The sequence below is a fragment of the Pseudomonas sp. GM80 genome (assembly GCF_000282515.1).
In the GTDB taxonomy this organism is placed as follows: Bacteria; Pseudomonadota; Gammaproteobacteria; order Pseudomonadales; family Pseudomonadaceae; genus Aquipseudomonas.
Genome location: NZ_AKJD01000260.1, coordinates 1 through 26,113, shown reverse-complemented (window position 1 = coordinate 26,113; position 26,113 = coordinate 1). Strand labels below are relative to the sequence as shown.

General features: G+C 60.6%; 10 protein-coding genes. 6 read left to right on the top strand and 4 right to left on the bottom strand.

Annotated elements, in window-relative coordinates; translation table 11 throughout:
* Positions 1-133: 133 nt before the first annotated feature.
* Positions 134-1,753: a pyoverdine maturation tyrosinase PvdP gene (pvdP, locus tag PMI37_RS30065; protein WP_008088625.1), complete on the bottom strand. Its 1,620-nt coding sequence runs from the start codon at positions 1,751-1,753 to the stop codon at positions 134-136.
* A 252-nt stretch (positions 1,754-2,005) separates the two neighbouring features.
* Here pvdP and pvdM point away from each other — a divergent pair, with 252 nt between their 5' ends.
* The 6 genes from pvdM to PMI37_RS30995 all read left to right on the top strand — a co-directional run bounded on the left by pvdM (position 2,006) and on the right by PMI37_RS30995 (position 12,451).
* Positions 2,006-3,376 (top strand): pyoverdine-tailoring dipeptidase-like protein PvdM, encoded by a 1,371-nt coding sequence (gene pvdM, locus PMI37_RS30060; RefSeq protein ID WP_008088623.1) that lies wholly within the window; start codon positions 2,006-2,008, stop codon positions 3,374-3,376.
* On the top strand, positions 3,373-4,659 hold the full coding sequence (gene pvdN / locus PMI37_RS30055; RefSeq protein ID WP_008088621.1) for a pyoverdine-tailoring periplasmic protein PvdN: 1,287 nt from the start codon (positions 3,373-3,375) through the stop codon (positions 4,657-4,659). Before pvdM ends, pvdN begins: the two co-directional genes overlap by 4 nt.
* Before the next feature lie 39 nt (positions 4,660-4,698).
* Complete coding sequence (gene pvdO, locus PMI37_RS30050) at positions 4,699-5,607, top strand: dihydropyoverdine dehydrogenase (protein WP_008088619.1); 909 nt, start codon at positions 4,699-4,701, stop codon at positions 5,605-5,607.
* A gap of 84 nt (positions 5,608-5,691) precedes the next feature.
* Entirely contained in the window at positions 5,692-7,350 is a 1,659-nt protein-coding gene (locus PMI37_RS30045; protein ID WP_008088617.1) for a cyclic peptide export ABC transporter, read from the top strand.
* A gap of 36 nt (positions 7,351-7,386) precedes the next feature.
* On the top strand, positions 7,387-11,538 hold the full coding sequence (locus PMI37_RS30040; protein ID WP_008088615.1) for a non-ribosomal peptide synthetase: 4,152 nt from the start codon (positions 7,387-7,389) through the stop codon (positions 11,536-11,538).
* Positions 11,539-11,713: 175 nt separating this feature from the next.
* A complete protein-coding gene (locus tag PMI37_RS30995) occupies positions 11,714-12,451 on the top strand; it encodes a hypothetical protein (RefSeq protein ID WP_052635329.1) in 738 nt (245 codons plus the stop codon).
* 81 nt (positions 12,452-12,532) lie between these two features.
* Here PMI37_RS30995 and PMI37_RS30030 read toward each other — a convergent pair whose 3' ends face one another.
* The 3 genes from PMI37_RS30030 to PMI37_RS30020 all read right to left on the bottom strand — a co-directional run.
* Positions 12,533-15,013, bottom strand: a complete 2,481-nt coding sequence (locus PMI37_RS30030) for a TonB-dependent siderophore receptor (protein ID WP_008088613.1) — start codon at positions 15,011-15,013, stop codon at positions 12,533-12,535.
* A 347-nt stretch (positions 15,014-15,360) separates the two neighbouring features.
* Entirely contained in the window at positions 15,361-18,570 is a 3,210-nt protein-coding gene (locus PMI37_RS30025; RefSeq protein WP_008088611.1) for a non-ribosomal peptide synthetase, read from the bottom strand.
* Positions 18,567-26,113, bottom strand: a 7,547-nt coding sequence (locus PMI37_RS30020) for a non-ribosomal peptide synthetase (RefSeq protein WP_045123350.1), incomplete at its 5' end; no start/stop codon positions are given. The genes PMI37_RS30025 and PMI37_RS30020, both read right to left, overlap by 4 nt.

Below are 26,113 nucleotides of genomic sequence, written 5' to 3'. Positions count from 1 at the left end.
CGATAAGGCCGGCACATGCAAAATCTCAGCGTCTGACCCACCGCCATCGCGAGCAGGCTCGCTCCTGCAGGGACCGCATTTCAACTGCAGGAACGCGGTCAAACTGTGCTCGCGAAAGACGCTGATGCGCCACTCAGGCCTGGGTTTTTTTGGCTTTCAAATGGCGCGCATACCATGGCCGTTGCGGCACGCGGCGAAACAGCCCGGCGAGTTTCTTCTCGTCGTTGATGAAGGTGATGCGCAGCGCCAGCTTCATGGTTTCCGGGTCCATTTCCACCGACTTTCCCACCTGCAACCCCGGCGTGGTGCTGCAGCCGTGAGTGGTCGGCCCCAGCCAGGGGTCATCGACCTCGTTCCAGCGCCCTGGTGCAAACCATTGCACGCCATTGACCACCTGGCGGGTGACTTCGCCCGGATGGAAACGCTCGTGCGCGCGAAACCAGTCTTCGATGCGGTCATCGATCCAGCCGTGAAAATGCCAGAACACCGGATTGACGTGGGATGAAAACGGATCACCGAGAAAGTCGTTTTCCGCCGCGTACCAACGCGCAGCGAAATCCGCCGGGTCGCGGGCAAACGGCACCGGCTGGCCGTTGGACGGATCACGCGGCACCGAGGCCCAGCGCATGTGCAACCAGTCGTGCAGGCCCAGCTCCACTTCAGAACCGAACTGGCCCAGGGTCAGTTTGGCCAGATAGGCTGGATCGCGGTACTGCGACTCCCACACCTGGAAGTTGCTTTCGTAGGTTTCTGCGGTCTTGATGTCGCTGACCCACTGGCTGTACTCGCCATCACCATCGGCCAGCCAGGTTGGCGGCAGCGCCGTTCCGTCGTGGTTGTCGAAGTAATTGGCGAAACCGACACGATCGCGGATCAATTCCGGCTGCGGCAGCGGAAAGTATTGCCAGGACGGCAGGTCCTGCATCGAGCGCGCCGTACCGAGCATGTGGCGGTGCATGAAGAAGAAGTCGACACCGGAACCGTTGCGGTCCTTGCGGTCACCCCGGGCATCACGCTCCTTGTCGCGTGGGCCGGGTTGCCAGCCGATGCCGCGCAAGGCATTGCGCTTGTCTTCATCAAGGGTGTGCCACTTGTCACGGGTAGCATGCCAGACCTGGTGAAACAGCCGATGCTCGGGCGCAATCAGCCAGGCCAGCAACGTCGGGTGCAGCGGCGTGGTCTGTCGCGCTTCCGGAAACATCCGTTTGACCGCGATAAACCGGTTGTCCTGAGCCAACAGCGCCAAGGGCCGGTCGAGACGCAAAGCGCGTCCGCTCAGCGTGCCGCTGCCGGCATTGCCAAAATCGGCCCAGACCTCATCGAGGACCATTTCCAGCTCATAGTCGATCTGCCCCTTGGCACCGATCAGGCGCCAGCTCAGTTTCGCCGCATTGGCTGCGGCGAGGTCGCCGACAATTCGGTAACGCGGTGTTTCACCGGAGCGCAATCGTTGCGGCGTATCGAGAAAACCACAGACCCCACGGCCCTTCTGGCCGATGTCGAGAAACACCTGCAGACCGCTCGCCGGCAGTCCATCCAGACCGGCGTCACGACCTTCAAAACGGATATCCCAGACACCGCGCAATTTGTTTGCCAGACGTTGTCCGGCGACGTCGGCGACGTCAAACGACGCTTCGCCGGGGGTGATCGTCGGGTCCGGCTTCGTCCATTCACGATGCCCAAAATAAGCCGCAGGCACAGCAGCGCCAGTCAGCGCCAGGCCTGCCATGAACCATCGTCGAGAAATCTTCATTGCCCTACCTGTGTCAGCCATGAAGCAGGCTTTATCCAAGCTAGAACGTTTGCTGGGTGGGTAAATTTATGTGGCTTTGCAAAGATCGCCGCCTTCGCCGACTCCTGCATGCAATAGATGCCCCGGCATGTGCCGTCGAAGGCGGCGATCTTTTAGCCCGGCAACCTAAATTCCACGGCCAATCACTCGTTCTTTCCAGATAGCAATGGCCTCTGCGCCAGCACCTCGACGGCGAACCTGACTGAGATGGCAATGACAAAACCACGTTCGAAAAAGGCTCTTTTGATTGGCCTGCCGCTGGCCTTGGCGATCAGCGCCGGCGCAGGCTTCGCAGCCTGGGATTACTGGTTCAGGGACAACCCCGGTTATCCGGTCAAAGTCATGGAACAGGCGCGCGAGCTGCATGAGCGGATGCTCTCTTTCGACAGCCACATCACCGTGCTGCAGGATTTCGGTACCCAGGGCAATGAAGCCGACAAGGACGGTGCCGGGCAATTCGACCTGATCAAGGCCAATCGCGGCCAACTGTCCGGCGCTGCACTGACGATTTTCGGCTGGCCAGAACTGTGGAACGGCGCCAACGCGCCGCACAAGCCCACTGCCGGTTTCGTTGACGAGGCGCGTAATCAGCAGGAAATCCGCTACAAAATCATCTCCGGCATGGTCCGCGACTTCCCCAATCAAGTGGGTATCGCCTACACCCCGGACGACTTCCGCCGTCTGCACGGTGAAGGCAAGTTCGCCATTTTCATCAGCATGCTCAACGCCTATCCACTGGGCCATGACCTGAACCTGCTGGACCTGTGGACAGCGCGCGGCATGCGCATGTTTGGCTTCAGCTACATCGGCAACAACGACTGGGCCGATTCGTCGCGCCCATTGCCGTTCTTCAATGATTCGCCGGACGCGCTCGACGGTCTTTCAGAACTCGGCAAACAAGCGGTAAAGCGCCTCAATGATCTGGGGGTGATCATCGACGTTTCACAAATGTCGACCAAGGCTTTGGAGCAAGTCGCGCAATTGAGCCGCACGCCGATGGTCGCGTCCCATTCCGCCCCCCGTGCGATGGTCGATATCCCACGCAACCTCAGTGACAAAGAGCTGCAACTGATCAAGAACAGTGGTGGTGTGGTTCAGGTCGTCGGCTTCTCGCAATACCTGCGACCGCTGACCCAGACCACCCAGGACAAGCTCAATGAGTTGCGCAAAGGCTTCGACCTGCCTCCACTGCCCAACCTTGCCGTGGCGCTGATGCCGGGCGACCCGATCATCGCCGCCTGGCCCGAGGCCAAGTTCGGCCAGTACGCCAGCCGCCTCTACGCGATCCTCGACGAAGAGCCCAAGGCCACGCTCAAGGATTACGGCGACGCCATCGACTACACCGTGCGCAAGATCGGCATCGACCATGTCGGTATCAGCTCCGACTTCAACGAAGGCGGCGGCGTCAAAGGCTGGGAAAACGTCGGCGACATTCGCAACGTCACCGCCGAACTGATCTCGCGCGGCTACTCCGAAGCCGACATCGCCAAACTCTGGGGCGGCAACTTCCTGCGCGTCTGGGATCAGGTGCAGAAAGCCGCCCGCCCCGCACTGATTTCACAGCAGGACAAGAGCAAGCCATGAGTGATCGTCGTACGTTTCTCAAACAGGCCGGAATTCTCGCCGCCGGCCTGCCGCTGACCTCCGGGCTGACCTGCGCCGCCACCCCTGCCACCGCGGCAGCGCCAACGGCCTCTGGCGACAAATGGACGCAACTGCGCCAATTGTTCGATCAGGATCCGGCCTGCCTGCACTTCTCCAACTTCCTGATCACTTCGCACCCGAAGCCGGTGCGCGAGGCCATCGAGAGGCACCGCGCGGCCCTCGACAAGAATCCGGGGCTGGCGATGGATTGGGACCTGGGCGTCATTGAACAACGTGAGGAAGAAGTGCGCGTCTGGGCCGGTCGCTATCTGCAGGCCGATGCCAAACAGATCGCCCTCACCGGCAGCACCACCGAAGGCCTGACGATGATTTACGGCGGCGCCCATGTGCGCGCGGATCAGGAAGTCCTCACCACGTATCACGAGCATTACGCGACCCACAACATTCTTGCCCTGCGCACCCAGCGCGAGGGGACCAAGGTGCGCAAAATTCGCTTGTTCAAGGACCCGCAGACCGCGACCAAAGCTGAAATCCTCGCCGCCATCGACAGCAACATCCGCCCTGAAACCCGCGTACTGGGCATGTGCTGGGTGCATTCGGGCAGCGGGATGAAACTGCCGATTGCCGACATCGGCGCGCTGGTCGACAAGCACAACCGCGGTCGCAGCGACGACAACCGCATCATTTATGTGGTCGATGGCGTGCATGGGTTTGGTGTCGACGACCTGAGCTTCCCGGCGATGAACTGCGACTTCTTTATTGCCGGCACACACAAATGGATGTTCGGCCCACGTGGCACCGGCATCGTTTGCAACCGTAGCAGCGAGGTCAAATACGTCACGCCGATCACGCCGACCTTCTCTGAAGCAACGGCGTTTTCCACCACCATGACGCCCGGCGGCTACCACTCTTTCGAGTACCGCTGGGCCCTGACTGAAGCGTTCAAATTGCACCTGCAACTGGGCAAGGCCGACGTTCAGGCGCGCATCCACGGCTTGAACAGCTACCTGAAAAAACGCCTTCAGGAACACCCGCAGATCGAACTGGTCACGCCACTGAGCCCGGAACTGTCCGCCGGTTTTACCTTCTTCCGGGTCAAGGGCAGGGACTGCGACAAGATCGCCGCCTACCTCATGCAAAACCGGGTGATCGCCGATGCCGTTGAACGCGACGTCGGGCCGGTGATCCGTAGCGCCCCGGGCCTGCTCAACAACGAACAGGAAATCGACCGTTTCATGGCCGTGCTCGTTACCCAGTTGTAAGCACCGCGAACCTCTTTCCACCTGTTATCGAGAGAAATGATGAACAGTGAGCTGCGTAATTTTTCCCTGAAATCACTTCCTGCGCTGGGCCTGGCGGCCTTGCTCGCCAGCGTGTTACCGGGCACTGCGCAAGCGGTTGAACCGCTCAAGCCGGGCAAAGTATTCAAGGATTGCAAGGACTGCCCGGAAATGGTCGTGCTGCCCACTGGTACCTTCACCATGGGCACCCCGGATGACGAAGTTGGCCGCGAGCCGGATGAAGGTCCGATGCACCCGGTGACCTTTGCCAAACCGCTGGCAATCAGCCGCTTCCAGGTGTTGAGGGGCCAATGGGACGCCTACCTGAAGGACACCGGCTATCAAATGCCCGATGGCGACGATCGCCCGGGCCGCACGTGCAAGGCCGGCATTCCCGATTACCAGGGCAGCGATCCACGTAAGCAGTACACCGATAAACATCCAGCCGTGTGCATGGACTTCGCCGAGGTCAATGCGTATGTCGCCTGGCTGTCGAAGAAGACCGGCAAACAATACCGCCTGGTCAGTGAGTCGCTGCGCGAATACGCCGCGCGCGCCGGCAGCAGCGGGCCCTTCCCTTTCCCGTTCGATGAGGGCAAGGAATACAGCATCGCCAAACACGCCAACACCTATGGTGCCGCTGACGGCTACAACTTTACCGCGCCGGCCGGCAGCTTTCCGGCCAACGCCTTTGGCGTCTACGACATGCACGGCAACGTGTATGAGTGGACGGCCGATTGCTACAACGAAAACTACGTCGGCGCACCCGGCGATGGCAGCGCCTGGCAAGCCGGCGACTGCAAGATCCAGCGCATTCGCGGCAACGACTGGGGCGAAGCGCCGGTGTTCTCACGTTCCGGCAATCGCAACGCGGTGTATCCCAAGGTGCGCGGCGACTGGCTGGGCTTTCGCGTAGCCCGCGACCTCTGATCCACCTGGCGCCGGCCTGCCCGCCGGCGCCTTGCGTCTCTTTCGAATCATCGCCGCAAGCGGCCTCCAACAGCGGAATACCCCATGACCACTAAATCCCGTGGCGCCATCAGCGAAGTTCTCAGTCTGCTCAAGCCCTATCGGCTGGTGGTGATGTTGTCGATCATGCTCGGCATGGTCGGCGGCCTCAGCGTCACGGCGTTGCTGGCCACGATCAACGATGCCCTGAATGCCAATGGCAGCCCTTCGCTCAGTGTGCTCGCCAGTTTTGCCGGCCTCTGCGCGCTGGCGTTGCTGAGCTCGATTCTGTCCGACATCGGCACTAATCATGTCGGCCAACACATCATCGCCGGCTTGCGCAAATCCCTCGGCGAAAAGGTCCTGCTGGCGCCCATTGAACAGATCGAACGCTTCCGTAGCCATCGCTTGATTCCGGTGTTGACCCACGACGTCGACACCGTCAGCGATTTTGCGTTTTCTTTCGCGCCACTGGCGATTGCCTTCACCGTGACCCTCGGCTGCCTGGGCTATCTGGCTTACCTGTCGGTGCCGATGTTCGCCCTGTTGCTGGTCGCGATCATTATCGGCACCGTCGTGCAGTATGTCGCCAGGGCCAAGGGCATCAAGGGCTTTGAAGCCGCTCGTGAAGCCGAAGACGAATTGCAAAAGCACTACAGCGCCATCGCGGCCGGCGCCAAGGAACTGCGCATCCATCGCCCGCGTCGCCAGCGCATGTTCAGCCAGCGCATCGAAGGCACGGCGGATTACATCTGCAACACGCACATCCGTTCGATCAACACGTTCGTGGTGGCCAAGACCTTCGGTTCGATGCTGTTCTTTGTGGTAATCGGCCTGGCCCTCGCCCTGCAATCTTTCTGGCTGGGCACCGATAAAGCCGTGCTCAGTGGTTTCGTCCTGGTGCTGCTGTACATGAAGGGCCCGCTGGAATATCTGGTCACCACCCTGCCGGTGGTCAGCCGCGCCAATATCGCCTTCAAGCGTATCGCTGACCTGGCTGAACAATTTTCTTCGCCCGAGCCGCATCTGCTGCTCAGCGACACCGCGATGGCCAAACCTGTGGTCGAGCACCTGGAATTGCGCGACGTGCATTACGCGTTCCCGGCAGTCGACAACAACAAACCGTTCACCCTGGGCCCGGTCAACCTGTCGATCAGCCAGGGCGAAATCGTTTTCATCGTTGGCGAAAACGGCGGCGGCAAGACCACGCTGATCAAATTGCTGCTGGGGTTGTATGCGCCCAAGGGCGGGGAAATCATCCTCAACGGTGCTCCGGTCGTCGCCGAAAATCGTGACGACTATCGTCAGTTGTTCACGACGATTTTTGCCGACTACTACCTGTTCGACGAGCTGGTGCAGGGCGACCAACAAGTGCCTGAAGACGCCAACCGTTACCTCGAGCGCCTGGAAATCTCGCACAAGGTCAGCATCCGTGACGGCGCGTTCAGCACCACTGACTTGTCCACCGGTCAACGCAAGCGTTTGGCGCTGCTGAACGCCTGGCTGGAAGAGCGTCCGGTGCTGGTGTTCGACGAATGGGCGGCCGACCAGGACCCGGTGTTCCGGCGAATTTTCTACACCGAGCTGTTACCGGAACTCAAATACCTGGGCAAGACCATCATCGTGATTTCCCACGACGACCGTTATTTCGACGTCGCCGACCAACTGGTGCGCATGCAAGGCGGCCAGGTCATCAGCGAAAAAGTCCCGGCAGCGGCTTGCTGAGCCGCACTTGCCCTTGTCGAATGTTTAGAGAAAACCATGAACGAACTTCTTGATGATGACCTGCTGGCCTTGCTGCTGGCCGATGCCGACGCGACGGATGCGGATCAGCCCACTGCGCTGCGCAGCCGTCTGGATCAGGCACCGTTGTCGTATGCCCAGCAACGTCTGTGGCTGGTGCAGCAACAAGCGCCGGCGAATGCCGCCTATAACCTGCCCCGTGCCTTGCGCCTGGACGGCGACCTGGATCCGCAGGCGCTGGAAAACGCGCTCAATGCGGTGATCGACCGCCACGACATTCTGCGCAGTGCGTTTCGTGAAATCGACGGCGTCCCGGTGCAAGTGGTCGAGCGCTCGACGCGCCTGAATCTCAAGCGCCAGGACCTCGTCAGCCTCGACGCAGAAACGCGCGAGATGCACCTGCAACAACGCGTTCAGACCCAGGCCTTGCAGCCGTTCGACCTGAGCCGCGCACCGCTGATTCGCACCACTCTGATCAAGACCGGTGAACGCACACATGTGTTGCTGCTGAACATGCACCACATCGTTTCCGATGCCTGGTCGAACGCTATCCTCATGCAGGACCTGGCCCGCGCCTATGCGCAAGCCAGCGCCGGCATCAGCCCGACGCTGAGCGAGTTGCCGATCCAATACAGTGACTACGCACAATGGCAACGCGGCGAATATCTCGACAGCGTGGCCTGCAAACGCGCCGATCATTACTGGCGCCAGTATCTGGGTCGCGATCTGCCAGTGCTGGAGTTGCCAACCGATCACGCACGCAGCGAAGGACAGCAACATCTCGCCGGCCGGCATTCCTTCAGCCTTGCGTCGAGGGATGTGCAAGCCCTGAACAGCTTCTGCCAGCGCGAAGGGCTGACCCCGTTTGTGGTCGTCATGGGCGCCTGGCAACTGCTGTTGAGCCGCTACAGCCAGCAACGCGAGTTCACCGTGGGCGTGCCCAACGCCAGCCGCAATCGCAGCGACAGTCAGGAACTGGTAGGTTTCTTCGTCAGTAGCCAGGTGTACAAGGCAAACCTTGATGGCCAACAACCGGTGCGCGACTTTCTGCAAAGCTTGCGCGCCCACTCGCTGGCGACGCTGGAGCATGCCGATTACCCGCTGGAGTTGCTCTTCGATCAGTTGCAACGCGGCAGCGCCGCATCGCTCAATCCGCTGTTTCAAGTGCTGCTCAACTGGCGCACCGGCGGTGCCGAACCGGCCGCAGTGGAATGGGGCGGGTTGCACCTGCAATTTCTCGATGCCGGTGAAAGCCAGGCGAAATTCGATTTGTCGCTGGACGTTGATTTCAGCCCGCAAAGCCTTGTCGCGACCTTCGAATACAGCCGCGACCTGTACACCCCGGCGACCGTCGAGCGCATGGGTCGTCACTGGCAAAACCTGCTGCAACAATTGCTCCAGGCCCCTGGCCTGCAACTGAACGAGCTGCAACTGCTTGACGCGCAGGAACAGCAGCAGACTCTCGCCGAATGGAACCCGCAACAGACCCGAATCAATCCGTCGTTGTGCCTGCACCAGTTGATCGAAGCACAAGTGGCACGGGCCGGTGATGCCATCGCGCTGACCTTCGGCGAGCAGCAGGTCAGTTACGCCGAACTCAATCGCCAGGCTAACCGGCTGGCACATCAGTTGATCGCCCACGGCGTCGGCGCGGATGTGCTGGTGGGTATCGCTGCCGAACGTTCACCACAGATGCTTATCGGCCTGTTGGCGATTCTCAAGGCGGGCGGTGCCTATGTGCCGCTGGACCCGGCCTACCCGGCCGACCGTCTTGCCTACATGATCGAAGACAGCCGCATCGACTGGGTCCTGACTCAGGCACACCTGCGCGAACAATTGCCACTGCCGCCCCACGTGCGCTGCGTGCTGCTCGATGATGAAGCGGCCCTGGCCGATCACCCCGAACACAATCCAAACGTTGCCATGCAGCCGGACAACCTGGCGTACGTGATCTACACCTCCGGCTCGACCGGCAAACCCAAGGGCGCGCTGCTGCCGCATCACAACGTGGTGCGTTTGTTCAAAGCCACCGAAGGCTGGTTCGGCTTCGATCAGCACGATGTCTGGAGCCTGTTCCATTCCTACGCATTCGATTTCTCGGTGTGGGAGATCTTCGGTGCGTTGCTGTATGGAGGACGTCTGGTGATCGTGCCGCACGCGGTCAGCCGTTCGCCACAAGACGTGTACACCCTGCTCTGCGAAGAAAAAGTCAGCGTGCTGAACCAGACGCCGTCGGCGTTCAAACAGTTGATGAAAGTCGCCTGCGCCGCCGACCAGACGCTGACGCAACAGCTGCGTTACGTGATTTTCGGCGGCGAAGCGATCGAAGTGAAAAGCCTGCGCCCGTGGTTCGAACGCTTTGGCGATCATGCACCGCAACTGGTCAACATGTACGGCATTACCGAAACCACCGTACACGTGACCTATCGTCCATTGTCGATGGCCGACCTCAATACAGAATCGGCCAGCCCGATCGGCGTGCCGATCACCGATCTGTCCTGGTACTTGCTCGATGAAGCACTCGAACCGGTCGCCAAAGGTTGCACCGGCGAGCTTTACATCGGTCGTGCCGGACTCGCTCGCGGTTACCTCAACCGCACCGACCTGACCTCCACGCGGTTCATTCCCGACCCGTTCGACAGCGTTCCTGGCGGGCGTCTGTACCGCACCGGTGATCTGGCGAAGTACTGCAACGACGGCAGCATCGAGTACGTCGGACGCATTGATCATCAGGTAAAAATTCGCGGTTTCCGCATTGAACTCGGCGAAATCGAGGCCCGTCTGCTCGATCAGCCTGAAGTTCAGGATTGCGCCGTGCTGATCCACGAAGGCCCTGGCGGCTTGCAACTGGTGGCCTATGTCATCACCGATGACTCGGCGGATCTGCGTGACCGGTTGATCTCTGCATTGCGTGCGCAACTGCCCGACTACATGGTGCCCAGCCACTTGCTGTTCCTCGAACGTTTCCCGCTCAACGCCAATGGCAAACTCGACCGCAAAGCCCTGCCCGAGCCGGACGCCAGCCTCTGGCAACGCACCTACGTGGCGCCGGCCAATCCGCTGGAGCAGGCCCTCGTCGCACTCTGGCAACAGTCGCTGAACATTGAACGCGTGGGGGTTACCGACAACTTCTTCGAACTCGGCGGGCATTCGATCCTGGCGATCCAGCTGATCGGCCAGCTCAAGGCTCAGCTGAACATCGAGGTGCGCCTGCAAGCGCTCCTGGCCAATCCGACCATTGCCGAGCTGTCGGCGTTCATCGCCCGCCAGCACTTCGAAAGCGCGCAATGCGTGGTCGAACTCAACAGCGCACCTGCCGATGCGCCGGCCCTGTTCTGCCTGCACCCAAGCGGTGGCTTCGTGTTCTGTTATCAGCCGCTGGCCAAACGTCTGAACGCAGGCAACAAAGTCTACGGCGTGATGCATCGTGGCTTTTCGGAGCAGCACAACGACGAACAGACCTGGGCGCAAATGATCGCCGCGTACAGCCGAGAAATCGTCAGCACTCAGCCACAAGGGCCTTACCATCTGATGGGCTGGTCGTTGGGCGGTGCACTGGCAATGGACATCGCCGCCACGCTGGAAAGTCAGGGCCATGAAGTGGCGTTTCTGGGGCTGGTCGACGGTACCATTCCAGCGGTGGCCTTTCCGGCCGACATGCCGCGCTTCCAGCGGGTCGATGAGGAAGCACTCAGCGGCACAACCGAGGAAGTTCTCGACGCCGTGCATTACTTCAACCTGCTGTTCCCGACCCTGGCGCTACGAACCGCCGCCTACCTGCAAGCATCACCGCAGGGCACGGTCAAAGATTTTTACGACTGGGCCGCCGGTCAGATCGAGCCGGGTCAGGGCGATGTGTTGGCCATCGTGCAGAGCATCAAGAGTGAAGTCATGAACGCCCAGGCGTTCTCGGTGCATGACCGACTGGTAGAAGCGTTCGAGGCCTTCACCTACAAACCGCTGCGGGTCAAACCGAGCTGCTGGTGGGCCGTGCCGGAAAAAACCGCAGAAGAACTGGCGTTCAGCCAGGCTTTGATCCAGCGCTACAGCCAGTCCGGCGAGCTGAACTGCTCGCACCTGGTGCCACTGGAACACCGCAGCATGATCTTCCAGGATGAATTGCTCGATTCCCTGATCAAAACATTCCTGAACAGTAGCCAGGCTCGCTGAGCCTCTGTGCAAACCGAAAACCCCGGCAATCCTGGATTGGCGGGGTTTCCTTTTTTAAAAGCCAATACCTCAAAGATAGGGTGTGCAGCTCCTCAGGCCCTTGCTACGCTAGAAAAATACCTCTCCTCTGACGTACGCACTACGTGTGACGGCGATCCAACCTCAAGACTATTTTATGACCGAGAAAGTTAAACGATTACAACCTTTGGGTAGCGTTCTGCGCGAACTGTATTTGAAATCCGGAAACGAATGTGCCTTCCCTGAGTGCGAGAAGAGAATAATGGCCGCCAACGGGGATTTCATCGGTCAACTTTGCCATATAGAAGCCGCAGAGGAAGGCGGTCAGCGTTTCAACGTAAATGGATCAAACGCACAGCGACGGACGTTTCAGAACTTGCTTCTGATGTGTTACGAGCATCATGTCGTCACTAATGACACGAGCATCTACGACGTTGCCGCCATGAGAAAAATAAAAAGTACTCATGAAGAAAAGTACAGCAACGTCGTTGCAAAAATACAACAGTCCTCAAATACGGATATAGAGAATGGGGCTCCCATTCTAATAAAAAGACATCTGGATACAGGAACGCAGAAAGAATCCAGATATCACGGTCTCGCTGTGAGGCAAGCCACTCCCGCATTGGCAACCTTCGAATTTGAATGCACTTACGGTGGATCCGCCAGCTCGAAGATTCTCAACCACACTGAAATCTTCACAAAAATCGATCCCGTTAATTTTGAGGTTGGCGACACCGTCACGATCATTGCCGACCTCCATCTTTACGACGAACAATATTTATTCAGCCCCCTAACTATCAAAGAACCGCTAAGAATCGCCTGCATTACCAAACAAGGTAAAAAAGCAATCATTGAACTTGAGTTCGACGGTTACAAAGTGGAACAACGACTTTAGTCCGAATCCTGGGAGCAACAAATTCTGGGCAATAAAAAACCCGGCCTGCCAATGCAAGCCGGGTTTTTCATTGCCGGAGAATCAGAACTGCGGTTTGTACGTCACGCTGAACATCACGTTGCGCGGGTCGCCGTAGTAGCTGTTGCTGTTGATCTGGGCGAAGGCCGGAACGATGTAACGCTTGTCGAACATGTTGTTCAGGTTGACCGCCAGGTTGACCTCGTCGGTGGCCTGGTAGGCAACGCGCGAACCCCAGATGGCGAAGCCCGGCAGATCGAAGCTGCGGTCGAAGCTGAGCGTGCTGCTCTGGGCGTTTACACCGGCACCAACGCTGACTTTGTTGAAGTCACCCGGCAGAGTGTAATCACCCCACAGGCGGAACATGTGCATGGGTGTGCCGGTGGCAAAGCGCTTGCCTTTCAGCTCTGCATCTTCGAGGAACTTGGTGGTGTTATAGGTGTAGCCGCTGGAGATCTGCATGCCATCGAACAGTTCACCGGCAATTTCCGCTTCCAGACCCTGACTGCGGACCTTGCCCGACGCCAACGAGCAGTACCAGCCGCCACAGGCTTCCGGACTTTCGATATCGGTGGAAAGATCGGAGACCGCGCGGTTTTTCTGGATGTAACGGAACAATGCCAGGGAGGTATTGAAGCGGCCATCCATCAGTTCGCCCTTGATACCCAGCTCATAGTTGGTGCCTTCGACAGGCTTGAGCGCAGTCTTTTCCTTGGTCAACTGGGTTTGCGGAATGAACACCTCGGCAACGCTGCCGTAAGCAGACCATTGCTCGTTCAGCGCATACACCATGCCGACGTAAGGGGTCACACGACCGGTGCTGGTGATCGAGTTCTTCTCGCCACCTTCCTGCAGTTCGCGGGCGAAGTAGTTGTCCTGGTCAAAGGAGAAGTCATACCAACTGGTGCGCGCGCCCAGGATCAGGGTCAACGGCTCGGTCAGGTTGACCTTCCAGCTGCCGTATATGCCTTTCTGACGAACATCGTAGGTGCTCACGGCCAGGTTGGCCGCGTCAGCGATCATGTCGAATGATTTTTGCGGACGGTTGTGATCAATGTCGAAGACGTCCACGCCCGGGGTGAACTGGCGTGCGTATTTGTCATCGCTGGTGAACTTGGAGTAGTTGGCACCCACGGTCAGACCCTGTTTGAAACCGAAGCCCTCAAACTGGCCATCGACGTACACGTCGAACGCACGGTTTTTGTTGGCGAAGTCCGTCGCGTAGTCGGAAAAACGCGGGCCGGTGCTTCCACCGACCGGAACCACGCCAGCGATAAACTGGTAGGTCGCCTCGTTCGATTCGTTCATGGCGATGGCCGATGCCTTGATTTTCCAACTGTCGTTGAAGTGGTGTTCAAGGTCAGCGTAAACGGCAGTCTGGTCGTTCATCGAACGGTTCCAGGTGGCACCGGTGTAAGTCGAACGCGGCAGATTGATGTTGCTGGCGTCAGCGTAGCGCGGCAGACCCAGCAGGTACGGACGACCGTGGCTCTTCTTGTTGCTGAAGCCGATACCCAGCACAGTGTCTTCGTCCAGATCGAAGTCCAGAGCGCCGTAGACGGTCTGTTCCCAGTTCCAGGCGTAGTCGGTGAACGAGTGATCTTTTTCGTAGTTGACTACCGCACGGCCGCGAATGGTACCGGCATCGTTCAACGGGCCGCCAACGTCAGCCTGCGAGGCATAGCGATCCCAGCTACCCGCCTTGCCGGTCAGGGTGACAGTCGGCGTCGCCTGACCGCGCTTGCGCACCATGTTGATCGCACCGCCGGGACTGTTGGCACCCTGCAACAGGCCGGCCGCGCCACGGATCACTTCCATGCGGTCGTAGATCGCCATGTTTTCGGTGATGTAGCTACCTAGCGCATAAACGTTACGCGGGATCGGCACGCCGTCGTACTGGATCGCTTCGATGTCGAAACCACGGGAGTAGATGAAAATACCCGGGCCAGGCGATTTCAGCGCCGTCAGACCGGTGGTGGCTTCAACGGCTTGTGTCAGGTTGGTGACGTTCTGGTCATCCATGCGCTTGCGGGTCAGGACGCTGACCGACTGCGGGATATCCTTGAGTTTCTGCTGGCCCTTGCCAATCGTCACCGCACCGGTGGTGTAGGAGTTGGTGCCTTCGGTGGTGGCGCCCATTGCGGCGGCGTTGATGGTGGTGGCACCCAGCTCCATGCCTTTGGTGGTGCCACTGCGCACCAGCATGAGGGTGTTGCCTTCCACGGTGAAACGCACATCGGTGCCACGCAGCAATTCGCCGATCGCCGCCTGAGGCGTCATGGAGCCTTTGACCGCAAAGCTTTTCAGGCCAGCCATGTCATCGGCGTTGTAGATGACCTGCATGTTGCTCTGCTCGCCGAACGCTTGCAGAGCCTGGGGCAGCGATTGAGCCGCGATGTTGAAAGACTTGTCCTCGGCGTGCACCTGAGCGCTGAGCGGCAACAGGCACGCCATGCTCAATCCCGCCATCACGGAGCGCGAGCGCAACGTTCGGGACATCACCAAGGCCTTGAACAGGGGTTTCAATTCGTGAATTGCGGACATTGTGCTCTCTATTATTGGTCGAAGTGGAAAAGCCAGCGGGCCGCCAGGCGCCCTTGAAAATGCACACCCGCCGCGCAATCGTTCACTCATGTGAATCGATCGACTGGCCCCTCCCCGGGCAGCAGTCGCACGCGCCAGGCGCGGGCCGGTGATGGGAATGCATGAAAAATCCGTGTGTCGCCGCGTGGTCCCAGCCAACGGCAAAGGCCTTTTTGCGAGTTGCTTCACGCGCTTACGTTAGTAAGACGGTACAGACCGATAAAACCGGAATGCGTTTGTTTATCATTTGTGAAATAAATTAAAAAAAACCGCCGCGGTCAGGCGGCGGTTTGTTTATCGATGAGCTATCAGACGTCCTGGGCCACCTTGGCGGCTTGTAACTGACGAGCCTTTTCGGTCAGCAACGCTTTCTCTTCCGGGCTCATCGATTCCAGCCGCACCCGCGCCTGGGCCAGTTTGTCCAATTGCCCAGGCGTTGCTTCCTGGCTACGCAGTGCATGTGCCAGACCCGCTACGGTCGGATGGTCGAAGACCACGCCCGGATGGATCTCGCACTGCAGCAGCTTGCGGATGCCTGCCACCAGTTTGATCACCAGCAACGAATGCCCACCGGCGGCGAAAAAGTCGCGTTCGACGCCCAGCCGCTCCTGCCCGAGCAACTGCGCCATGCGCCCGGCCAACAATTGTTCCAGCGCATCGCGCGGTGCCAGGTAATCTTCCTCGATGCCTTGGCTGGCCAGTTGCTGCAGGGCCTTGCGGTCGATTTTGCCGTTGGCCAGACGTGGCAGCCGTTCGAGCAAACGAATCTGCTGTGGCACCATCACCGCCGGCAATTGCTGCGCCAGTTGCTCGCGCAGGCCATCGGCCGACAGTCCGTGACGTGCGACCACAAATGCCTGCAAACCCTGTTCAGCGCTGTCGCCAGCGATGACCAGCGCTTCGGCCACTGCCGGATCACGCAGCAGCTGCGCTTCGACTTCACTGAGCTCGATGCGGAAACCCCGCACCTTGATCTGATGATCGCGGCGACCGTGCAGGACGATTCCACCCTCGGCGAGATAGCGCGCCAGATCACCTGTGCGGTACAAGCGCTGACCCTCGATGAACGGATTGTCGATCAGCAGACCGTCTTCGGGCTCGACGTTGACGTACCCGCGAAACAACTGCGCACCGCCCACGTACAGCTCGCCCAGCGCGCCTACCGGTGCCAATTGGTGGTGAGTGTCGAGCACGTAGACGTTATTGTTGTCCAGCACCTGGCCGAGCCGCCCGGCATCCTGCCCGGGCACAATTTTGTGCACCAGCACGCCGACCGTGGTTTCGGTCGGGCCATAGTGGTTGAACACCTGACAATCACCGCGCACCTGAGCGATGCGTTGCAGCAGCGGCGCGGCAATCGCTTCGCCACCCAGCACCAGCGTTTGCGGCAGGCACGCGGTGTCGCTGTCGAGCAACGCGGCGAGGTGCGACGGGACGATCTTCAGGCAATCGATGGCATGACGTTGCAGGTACTCGGCGAACAATCGCGCGTCCTGCATCTGCTCGTCGCTGGCCACATGCAACGCGGCGCCGTTGAACAAGGCGCCGAACAGCGCGGTGTTGCCCAGATCCGCCGCCACGGTCGAACTGAAACCGAAGTGGCGCAGCGCATTCAGACCCAGCGCCGTGCTGACGCTGGCGGTGTAATTGAACAATTGCCGATGCTCGATCAACACGCCTTTCGGCACGCCGGTCGAACCGGAAGTGAACAGCACATAAGCCAGATCAGCACCTTGAGTTTCACGTTCAGGTGCCGCTGCGGCGGCGTTTTCCAGCAGCTGCTCGAGCGTGCGCACGTTGATTGCACTGGCAGGCCATTCGCTCAATTGTGCCGGCTCGGCCAACAGCCATTCAGCGCCGGCCTGTTCCAGCATCAACTGCTGACGCACCAGCGGCCATTGCCGATCCAGCGGCAAATACGCTGCGCCGACACGCCAGATCGCGAGCATCGCCACCACCAGCGCTGCCGAACGCGGCAACGCCAGTGCGACCACCGAACCACTGCTCACGCCCTCGGCATGCAGGGCCGCCGCCAGTCGCTCGACCTGTGCCTGCAACTGCGCATACGTCAGGCTGGCGGCTTCATCGGTCAGTGCCAGCGCCTCGGGAGTGGAATGCGCCCACGCGGCAATACGCTGCGGCAACAAACGTGTATCGGCGCATGCCTGAGCGGCTGGATTGAACGCCAGGGCACGCTGACGCTCAGCCTCGCTCAGCAGGCTGACCTGCCCCAGCAGCACGTCGGCATCGCCCAGAAGATTGCCCAGCAGCGTGCGGTATTGTTCGAGCAAAACCTGCATCGAAGCCGCGCTGTAACGCTGCACGGCGTACTCCAGCGCCAGACCTCGAACATCGCCCTCAGCTGTCTGCTGCAGTTGCATCAGCAACTCGAATACGTGACCGCGTCCGGTCTCCACGCCTTGAGCCGACCATTGCAGCGCCGCTACCGACTGCGCTGGTGACAGATGCTGTACGGCAAATCCATAGGCCGGACGTGCCGCCGCCGGTTGCAGTTCCGGCGCCCAGTATTCCTGCCAGGTCCGATGTTCTTCCAGATGTGCTGCCAGACTCGGCAGCCACTGAGCGAACGATTGTTCAGTGTTGACCGACAGATTCAGCGGCAAGGTTTTTTCAAAGACGCCGACCGCGCCAGCGAAATATGGGTAATCTTCACGACCATCGTGACGCCAGCCCAGCAATACTTCGTCGCGACCGCTCAAACGCGCCAGCAACAGCGCCCAGGCGCTCTGCATCAGCAGCGCCAACGGTTGTTCTAGGGATTGCGCAAGGTTTTGCAGACCGGTCACCAGCGCGGCATCCAGCGACGTGTGCAACGTTGCCGCTTCACTGGCCACAGCATCGGCTCGACGCGCGGCCAGCCAAGGTGTCGACAACGTTGCATTGACTCCCTTGAGGTGTTCCTGCCAATAGGTGCGAGCGGTGGCGGCGTCCTCATCGAGAATCACCTCGCTGCGCCATTCCAGATACTGCGAGAACTCACCCGCCTCCTCGTCTTCCGGCAGCTCGCCGTGTTCATAGGCCAGCAGTAATTGCTCATAGATCAAGCCCAGCGCGCGGTCATCGAGACTGCAACGCGCCGCGCCCAGCACCAGCGTCCAACGCTGTTCCGGCAGCGCATACAGCACCGCTTGCAGGGCTGCCGACTCACCGGGCACAAATGCGCGCTGAGCCCACTCGGTCACTTGCGCTTGAATGTCGGCCTCGCTGGCGGGTGACGTCTGTACGGTGAGCGGAAAACGTTCGCCGACGTCGGTGAATTGCCGCAAACCGTGAAAACCCGGGGCCTTGGCCAGTCGCGCCAGCAGCATCGGCTGACGCGCCAGCAGGCTGTCAAACGCTGCCTGCAGACGCTGTGGCGCCAACACGCCACCGATGTCGATGCGCAGAAAGCGTGCGGCATCGGCCCAGCACGCCGCTTTGGGCAATTGATCGCAGAGCATCTGTTGCTCGGGGGTCAACGCTTGTCCCACGTCCTCTTGATCCATCATTTCGTTCATGCCCCGCTCTCCTCGGTGTTCACCACGTGTTGGCGAACCGCCTCGCCACGGCTGTTTTGCAGATCGCCGTGGTCGTACATGTCACCCATCGCCACGACAATCTTGCGCGGCCCCTCGAAAGGGTCACGGGCATGCGCCACCAGCATGTTGTCGAGCAGAATGGCGTCACCCTTTTGCCAGTCGAAGCGCACGGCGCACTCTTCATACAGATCGCCAATGCGTTGCATCACCTCATCTTCGATCGGTGTGCCGTCGCCGTAATACACGTGGCGCGGCATGCGCTCGGGGCCGAACATCGACAACAGGTCTTCACGCACATCCGGCTCCAGCCAGTAGATGTGGTGCAGTTGCACCTGGTTGAAGAACGACTTGGCGCCGGTGATCGGGTGACGAATGATCGCCGGCCCCGGTGTGCGGGTTTGCAGTTCGTTATTGTCGAGCCAGCGCCATTCGATCCCCCCGGCGCGGCAACGTGCTTCCACCTCGGCGCGGTCTTCGGTCTTGAAGAAGTGCTGCCACGACACATCGAGCTTGTCGGTGAAAGTGCGCACATACAGCAAGCCCTTGGACTCGAACTTGTCACGCAAATCTGCCGGCAGTTTTTCGTACATCAGACGGCAGTCCACCACCGGCGTTGCACCGCCAACCGGCGCCGCTTGTTCGCAATAGAACATCTGCTTGCGCGGCCAGCGATCCTGGTGCGAGCTCTCGTTGTGGAACAGGATCATCTTGCGTTCCGGGTACGGCGTGGAGCGGTACGTGTTCTTGCCGCCCTCTTTCTTCGGCAGATCGCCGTACTGGCCGTACAGGCCCGGCTGGATCGCTTCGGCGAAGGCTTCAAAGCCCTGAATGCCGTCGAGTTCGAAACCACGGAAGAGAATGCCGGCGTGCGTCGCGAGTTTTTCTTCGATCAGCGGTCGGTTGCGCTTGATCCACTCGATCAAGTCCAATTGCGGCTCGTTCGGCTCCATCAGCAACGGGAACGGCTGTGGCGCGGCGATCAGCGATTCGCGAATCGGCGTCGGGCGAACCTTGGCCACCGGTGCGGCACCGCGCTTGAGGAACTTGCCCAGTTTGTCGGCCTTGGGTCCGGGGGCAGCGGGTTTGGCGGCCACTGCTAAATTGTCCACTGGCATGCTGATAGCTCCCAATTGAATGTCCTGATCAGCGACGATCTGTTCCAACAGGGCTATCCAGGCCTTCACCAGGTACTGAATGCGCTCGTGTCCGAACAAGGTTGTGGCGAATTGCCAATTACCCAGCAATTGCCCTTCTTCTTCGTCAACGAACAATGCCATGTCGAATTTAGAATGGGTCTGCAGCAACGGCAGCGCTTCCACCTGCAAACCGCCCATGGCCTGGGTGCGGCCCGGCAGGTTATTCATCACAAACAGCACCTGCACCAGCGGGTTCATGCCTTTGTGACGCGGCACACCGGACGCGTCGACGATCATGTCGAACGGCAGGTCCTGGTGCTCCAGCGCTTGCAGCAACGTCGCCTGTGTCTGCGCGAGGAAACCGCCGAACGAGGCATCGGCGGCAAATTGCGAACGCAATGGCAACACGTTGACGAAGAAGCCGATCAAGCGTTCCAACTCCGCCCGCTCGCGCCCGGCGACATCGGCACCGACCAGCACATCCGAACCCGCGCCGACCCGGTGCAACAGCACCTGGAACGACGCCAGCAACGTGCTGTAGAGCGTGACACCCGAACGCGCAGCCAATGCCTTCACGCCACGACTCAATTCGCGGCCCAGGGCGAACTGCACCGCATCACCGGCGTAGGACGCAACCGTCCCGCGCGGGTTGTCCATCGGCAGGCTGAGTTGGCCGTTATAGCCCTTCAACTGCGCCTTCCAGAAGGTGGCCTGTTGGCCCAGCACACCCTGTTGTTCCAGCGCCTGTTGCCACAAGGCGAAGTCCGAATACTGCACGGCCAGCGCCGGCAGATTCAGCGCCTGGTCCTGGCTGACGCGGTCGTAGATCTGCACCAGTTCATTGATCAACACGCCCATCGACCAACCATCGGAAATGATGTGGTGCATCGAATACAGCAGCACGTGCTCGGTCGGCCCCAGATGCAGAATGCGTCCGCGCAACAGCGGCGCCTGCTCCATGTCGATCGGGGTGTTGGCGTTGTCGAGCACCGCTTGCGCCACCTGCTCTTCCTGATCACTGCGCGACAGCGCCGACAGGTCGATCAACGGGAAGTCCAGCTCGACCTCGGCGACGATCAGTGCAATCGGATCACCTTCATCGTCTTGCACATACGCAGTGCGCAGCACCTCATGACGGCGCACCACCTCAGCGAAACTGCCAAGCAAACGCTCGACCGACAACTCGCCACGCAGGCGCAGCGCCATCGGCATGCCGTAAGCGGAGCTACCGCCGGACAATTGCTCGGCAATCCACAAACGGCGTTGCACCAGCGACAACGGTGCAGTGGTTTTCGCCCCGTGCGCGGTCAGCTCCACCTGACGTGAATCGAATGCCGCCAGCGCCGAACCGACATTGGCTTGCATGACGGCAGCCAGATCCTTGAGCACCGGGGCACCGAACAGATCACGCAGGCTCACGGTCAGCCCGGTGACCTTGCGCAGTCGCGACACAGCTTGCGTTGCCAGCAACGAATGGCCACCCGCCTCGAAGAAGTGCGCGTTACGCCCGACCTGCTCACGCTCCAGCACTTCCCGCCAGATGGCGGCGATCTGCTCTTCGAGCAGACCCTGCGGGGCCACGAAAGTGGCGTCCGAGAGCAGGCTGCCCGGCAGTGGCAGCGCTTTGCGATCGACCTTGCCGCTCGGCCCGATCGGCAATTGCGCCAGCAGCAACACGTGGCTCGGCTGCATGTAATCCGGCAGGCTGGTTTTCAGGCCATCGCGCAGTGCGCGCAGAAGCTCGGCCTGTTGCGGATGCGCCTCATCGGCCGCCGCACTGTCGTGCGGTACAACGTAAGCCACCAGGTGCTGACCGCCCGCAGCCGGTTGCGCCAGCACCAATGCCTGACGGATTGCAGGCTGGCGCAGCAGGCAGGCTTCGATCTCGCCCAGTTCGATGCGGAAGCCGCGTACTTTCACCTGATGGTCGATACGACCGATGTATTCGATCAGGCCTTCGGCATTGACCCGCGCCAGATCACCGGTGCGGTACAAGCGGCCGCCCGCCGCATTGAACGGATCAGGAATGAAACGTTCGGCAGTCAGATCCGGACGCTTTAAATACCCGCGCGCCAGCAGTTCGCCGCCCACCAGCAATTCACCCACCACGCCCTCGGGCACCGGCTGGCCGGTACTGTCGAGGATATAAATCGAGCGACCGGCCAAAGCGCGCCCGATGGGCAGTGCCGCCGGTAGCGGCTTTTCACCCTGCACATAATCGCCGCAATCAAGCACGGTAGTGGTTACCGTCGCTTCGGTCGGGCCATAGGCGTTAATCAATTGCACCTGGTGCAGACCGGCACGCTGATACGCCGCAATGCCTTGCGGCGGCATCGCTTCACCGCCCACCACCATCTGACGCAGACGCCCATAATCGCGCGGGCCGTGATCGGCAAAGTCTTGCACCACGACGTTCCAGTAGGCGGTGGTCAGGTCAGCGACGCTGATGTCCTTGTCGAGGATCTGCTGATACAGCGTTTCGCTGTCCCAGATTTCGTTGCCACGCAACACCACCGCCGCGCCGCAGATCAGCGCCGGGTACACCTGCTCGACAAAACTGTCGAAGTTGAACGTAGCGAATTGCAGCACCCGGTCGCTGGCCGACAACCCCTTGTAGGCTTCAGACACCCGAGTATGCCGGGCCAGTGTGACGTGGCTGATGCCAACGCCTTTTGGTCGCCCGGTCGAACCGGAGGTAAACATCACGTAGGCCAGGCTCTGGCCGTGGACAGTCACTGACGGATTGCTCTCGGTCTGTGGCCAGCTCGCGTCGTCCACCGCCAGCGTGACGACGCCGCTCACCGAAGGCAGACGTTGCAGCAAATGTTGCTGGCTGAGCATCAGACGCAGACCACTGTCTTCGATCATCGCCAGCAGACGGTCGGCAGGATATTCCGGATCGAGCGGCACATAAGCCCCCCCGGCCTTGAGCACCGCCAACAGGCTGATGATCATGTCCAGCGAGCGATCCGCCGCAATCCCCACCAGCACGTCCGGCCCCACGTTGTGCTGCAGCAAACCATGCGCAACGCGGTTGGCGGCGGCGTTGAGCTGAGCGTAGCTGAGCTGACGGTCTTCGAACATCAGTGCGATGGCGTCAGGGGTTTGTGCCACTTGCTGCTCGAACCACTGATGCACGCATTGTTCGCTGGCCGGCGCATCGACAACCTCCAGCATTGGCCCGACGGCCAGTGAAAGCTCACCGAGGCAAGTCGATGCCGGTGCCTGCACCATCTGTTGCAGCAAATGATCGAGTTGCGCTGCCAGTTGCTCGACCGAGCGAGCGTCGAACTGCGCCTGGTCGAAGCTCAGGTGCATCGACAACTGCGCGTCGAGGCTGACCGCCAGGGTCAACGGGTAGTTGGTCTGCTCGCGATTGGCCACTTCGCCAAAACGCAGATCCTGCGGCGCGCCTTGTTGCAGGGCTTCGGACACCGGGTAGTTCTCGAACACCAGGATGTTGTCGAACAGCGCTTCACCGCCCTGCCCGGCCCAGCGCTGGATTTCGAACAGCGGTGTATGTTCCTGCTCGCGCAGGGCCAGATTCTGCCCCTGCACCTGTTGTAACCACTCACTCAACGGTTGCTCGGCACGCGGGGTGGCGATCACCGGCAAGGTGTTGATGAACAGCCCGATCTGTTGCTCGACACCCGCCAGTTGTGCCGGACGCCCGGACACCGTTGCGCCGAAGCTGACCGTGTCGAGCCCGGTGTAACGTTGCAGCAGCAACAGCCAGGCACTTTGCACCAGGGTGTTGAGGGTAATTTTGTGACCACGGGCAAACTCATTGAGCCGGCGCGTGCGCTCGGTATTCAGCACGTGAAAACGCTCGTCATGGCCACTGCGCGGTGCCACGGCAGCAAATGCCCGGGCCAGTCGGGTCGGCTCTTGCAGGCCCGCCAATTGTGCAGTCCAGAAGGTCTCGCTCAGCGTCACATCCTGGCGGTTCAGCCACTGAATGTAATCGCGATAACGTCCGCCAGTCGCAGCCGGCGCGTGACCGCTATAGCGTTGCAAGACTTCGCCGAGCAACTGCGAGTTGCTCCAGCCGTCCATCAGAATGTGATGGCTGGTGTAGATCAAACGGCAGGCATTGGCGGCGGTTTTCACCACCACCAGACGCAACAGCGGTGCGGCGCCCAGCTCAAAGCCTTGTTGCTGCTCAGCCTCGGCCAGCGCGGCGATAGCGTGCGTCACGTCATCGCGACCCGACCAGTCGAGCACAGTGAAGGGCACCGGCAAATGCTTGTGGATCACCTGCACCGGACGCTGGAATTCACCGTCCCAGACAAAACTGCTGCGCAACACATCATGCGTGTCCAGTGTCGCTTGCCAGGCATCGCGGAAGCGCTCGATGTCCAGCCCCTGAACGTCGACGCACATCTGGTTGATGTAGTCGCCGGCCTGTTGCTCGTACAGGGTGTGGAACAGCATGCCCTGCTGCATCGGCGACAGCGGGTAAATGTCTTCGATCTGCTGCGGTGCCAGCGCCAGCGAATCGAGTTGTAACTGCGTCAGCTGCGCCAACGGGAAGTCCGACGGCGTCACGCCGTGGCTGTCGTGCTGGCAGCAATGTTCCAGCAATGCGCTCAGCTCGGTGGCGTAGGCATCGGCCAGCGTCTGAATGGTCGCGGTGTCGAACATCTGCGAACTGAAGGTCCAGCCGACACTCAATTCGCCGCCGTACACCTGACCGTTGAGAGTCAGCCAGTTGCCCAGGGCCGCCAGCGGACTTTGCTCGGCGCCGGACGGTTCACCCGACGGGCTGAATAGCGCAGCGCCGTCTTCGGCGAAGCCGGCGTCGAACTGGCCCAGATAGTTGAAGGTGATGCGCGGCATCGGCAGCGCTTGCAGGGTCTGGCGCGCGGCGGCATCGCCCAGATAACGCAGAGCGCCGAAACCGATGCCCTTGGCCGGAATCGCCCGCAGTTGTTCCTTGATCGCTTTGATCGACTCCGCCACGTCAGCCGTTGCGGTCAGCTTGATCGGGAACAGGCTGGTGAACCAGCCGACGCTGCGGCTCAGGTCAAGGTCGTCGAACAGGTCTTCGCGGCCATGACCTTCGAGCTGGATCAGCGTCGACGGGTGACCGGTCCAGCGCGCAATGACTCGCGCCAGCGCCGTCAGCAACAGATCGTTGACCTGTGTGCGATAGGCCGCCGGGGCCTGTTGCAGCAGACGACGGGTCCGCTCTTTGTCCAGACGGGTTTCGACGCTGGCGGCGTAACGGTTTTGCAAGGCGCCGTCGGCATGGTCTTGCGGCAACCCCACGTTCGCGCCCTCGAGTTGCGCCTGCCAGAAGCCCAGCTCGGCTTGCAGCGCCGGGCTCGCGGCGTAGTTTTGCAGGCGCTGCGCCCAGTTTTTCGCCGCCGTGGTTTTCGCCGGCAGCTTGATCGCCTGCCCGGCTTGCAACTGTTGATACGCCTGTTGCAGGTCTTCGAGCAGAATTCGCCACGACACGCCATCGACCGCCAGGTGATGGATTACCAACAACAGACGCTGACTGCCGTCGGCCAGGGTCGCCAGCACTGCACGCAGCAACGGGCCATGGGCCAGGTCGAGACTGCGCTGGGCCTGTTCGCCGAGTTCTTGCAGTGCCTGGGCGTCAGCCACGTCGTACTGCCAAAGCACCGCTTCAGCCTGTGGCGCTCGGTGAGTGGCGGCCCACACGCCGTCGCGCTCGCGGAACGACAGACGCAAGGCATCGTGCTGCACCAGCAGCGCCTGCAAGGCCTGCTCGACGTGCGCCGCTTCAAGTACAACGCGCGGTTTGAGCAACACCGACTGGTTCCAGTGATGGGCATCGATCATGGCGCTGTCGAAGAACAACTGCTGGAACGGCAACAGCGGACTGTCACCGCTTACCGGCCCCTGATCGATGCTCGGGCCGGCCACGCCGACCTTGGCCACCGCCGCGAGGCTCTGCACGTTCTGGTGCAGGAACAAGTCTTTCGGGCTGAAGTGAATCCCGGCCTGACGCGCACGGCTGACCACCTGGATCGAGATGATCGAGTCGCCGCCCAGTTCAAAGAAGTTGTCGTCAATGCCGACCTGCTCCAGGCCGAGCACGCTCTGCCAGATCGCCACCAGCGCTTGTTCGGTGGCGCTGGTCGGGGCGCTGTAAACCTTGTGGCTGACACTCAGGTCGGCCTTCGGCAGAGCCTTGCGTTCGAGCTTGCCGTTCGGGCTGACCGGCATCTTCGCCAGCAGCAACCAGTGCTGCGGAATCATGTATTCCGGCAAGTGCTGGCTCAGGTGTACCTTGAGGCGGCGCTGCAGTGCCTGATGAGCTTGCTCATCGGCATCGACCAGCGCTTCATCCGTTGGCACCACATAAGCCACCAGCAACGAGCCGTCTTGAGCGATGACCACCGTCTCACGCACGT

Excerpts from the sequence above, each read along its gene's own strand:
- pvdP (WP_008088625.1), bottom strand. The coding sequence starts at position 1,753 with ATGAAGATTTCTCGACGATGGTTCATGGCAGGCCTGGCGCTGACTGGC.
- pvdM (WP_008088623.1), top strand. The coding sequence starts at position 2,006 with ATGACAAAACCACGTTCGAAAAAGGCTCTTTTGATTGGCCTGCCGCTG.
- pvdN (WP_008088621.1), top strand. The coding sequence starts at position 3,373 with ATGAGTGATCGTCGTACGTTTCTCAAACAGGCCGGAATTCTCGCCGCC.
- pvdO (WP_008088619.1), top strand. The coding sequence starts at position 4,699 with ATGAACAGTGAGCTGCGTAATTTTTCCCTGAAATCACTTCCTGCGCTG.
- PMI37_RS30045 (WP_008088617.1), top strand. The coding sequence starts at position 5,692 with ATGACCACTAAATCCCGTGGCGCCATCAGCGAAGTTCTCAGTCTGCTC.
- PMI37_RS30040 (WP_008088615.1), top strand. The coding sequence starts at position 7,387 with ATGAACGAACTTCTTGATGATGACCTGCTGGCCTTGCTGCTGGCCGAT.
- PMI37_RS30995 (WP_052635329.1), top strand. The coding sequence starts at position 11,714 with ATGACCGAGAAAGTTAAACGATTACAACCTTTGGGTAGCGTTCTGCGC.
- PMI37_RS30030 (WP_008088613.1), bottom strand. The coding sequence starts at position 15,013 with ATGTCCGCAATTCACGAATTGAAACCCCTGTTCAAGGCCTTGGTGATG.
- PMI37_RS30025 (WP_008088611.1), bottom strand. The coding sequence starts at position 18,570 with ATGAACGAAATGATGGATCAAGAGGACGTGGGACAAGCGTTGACCCCC.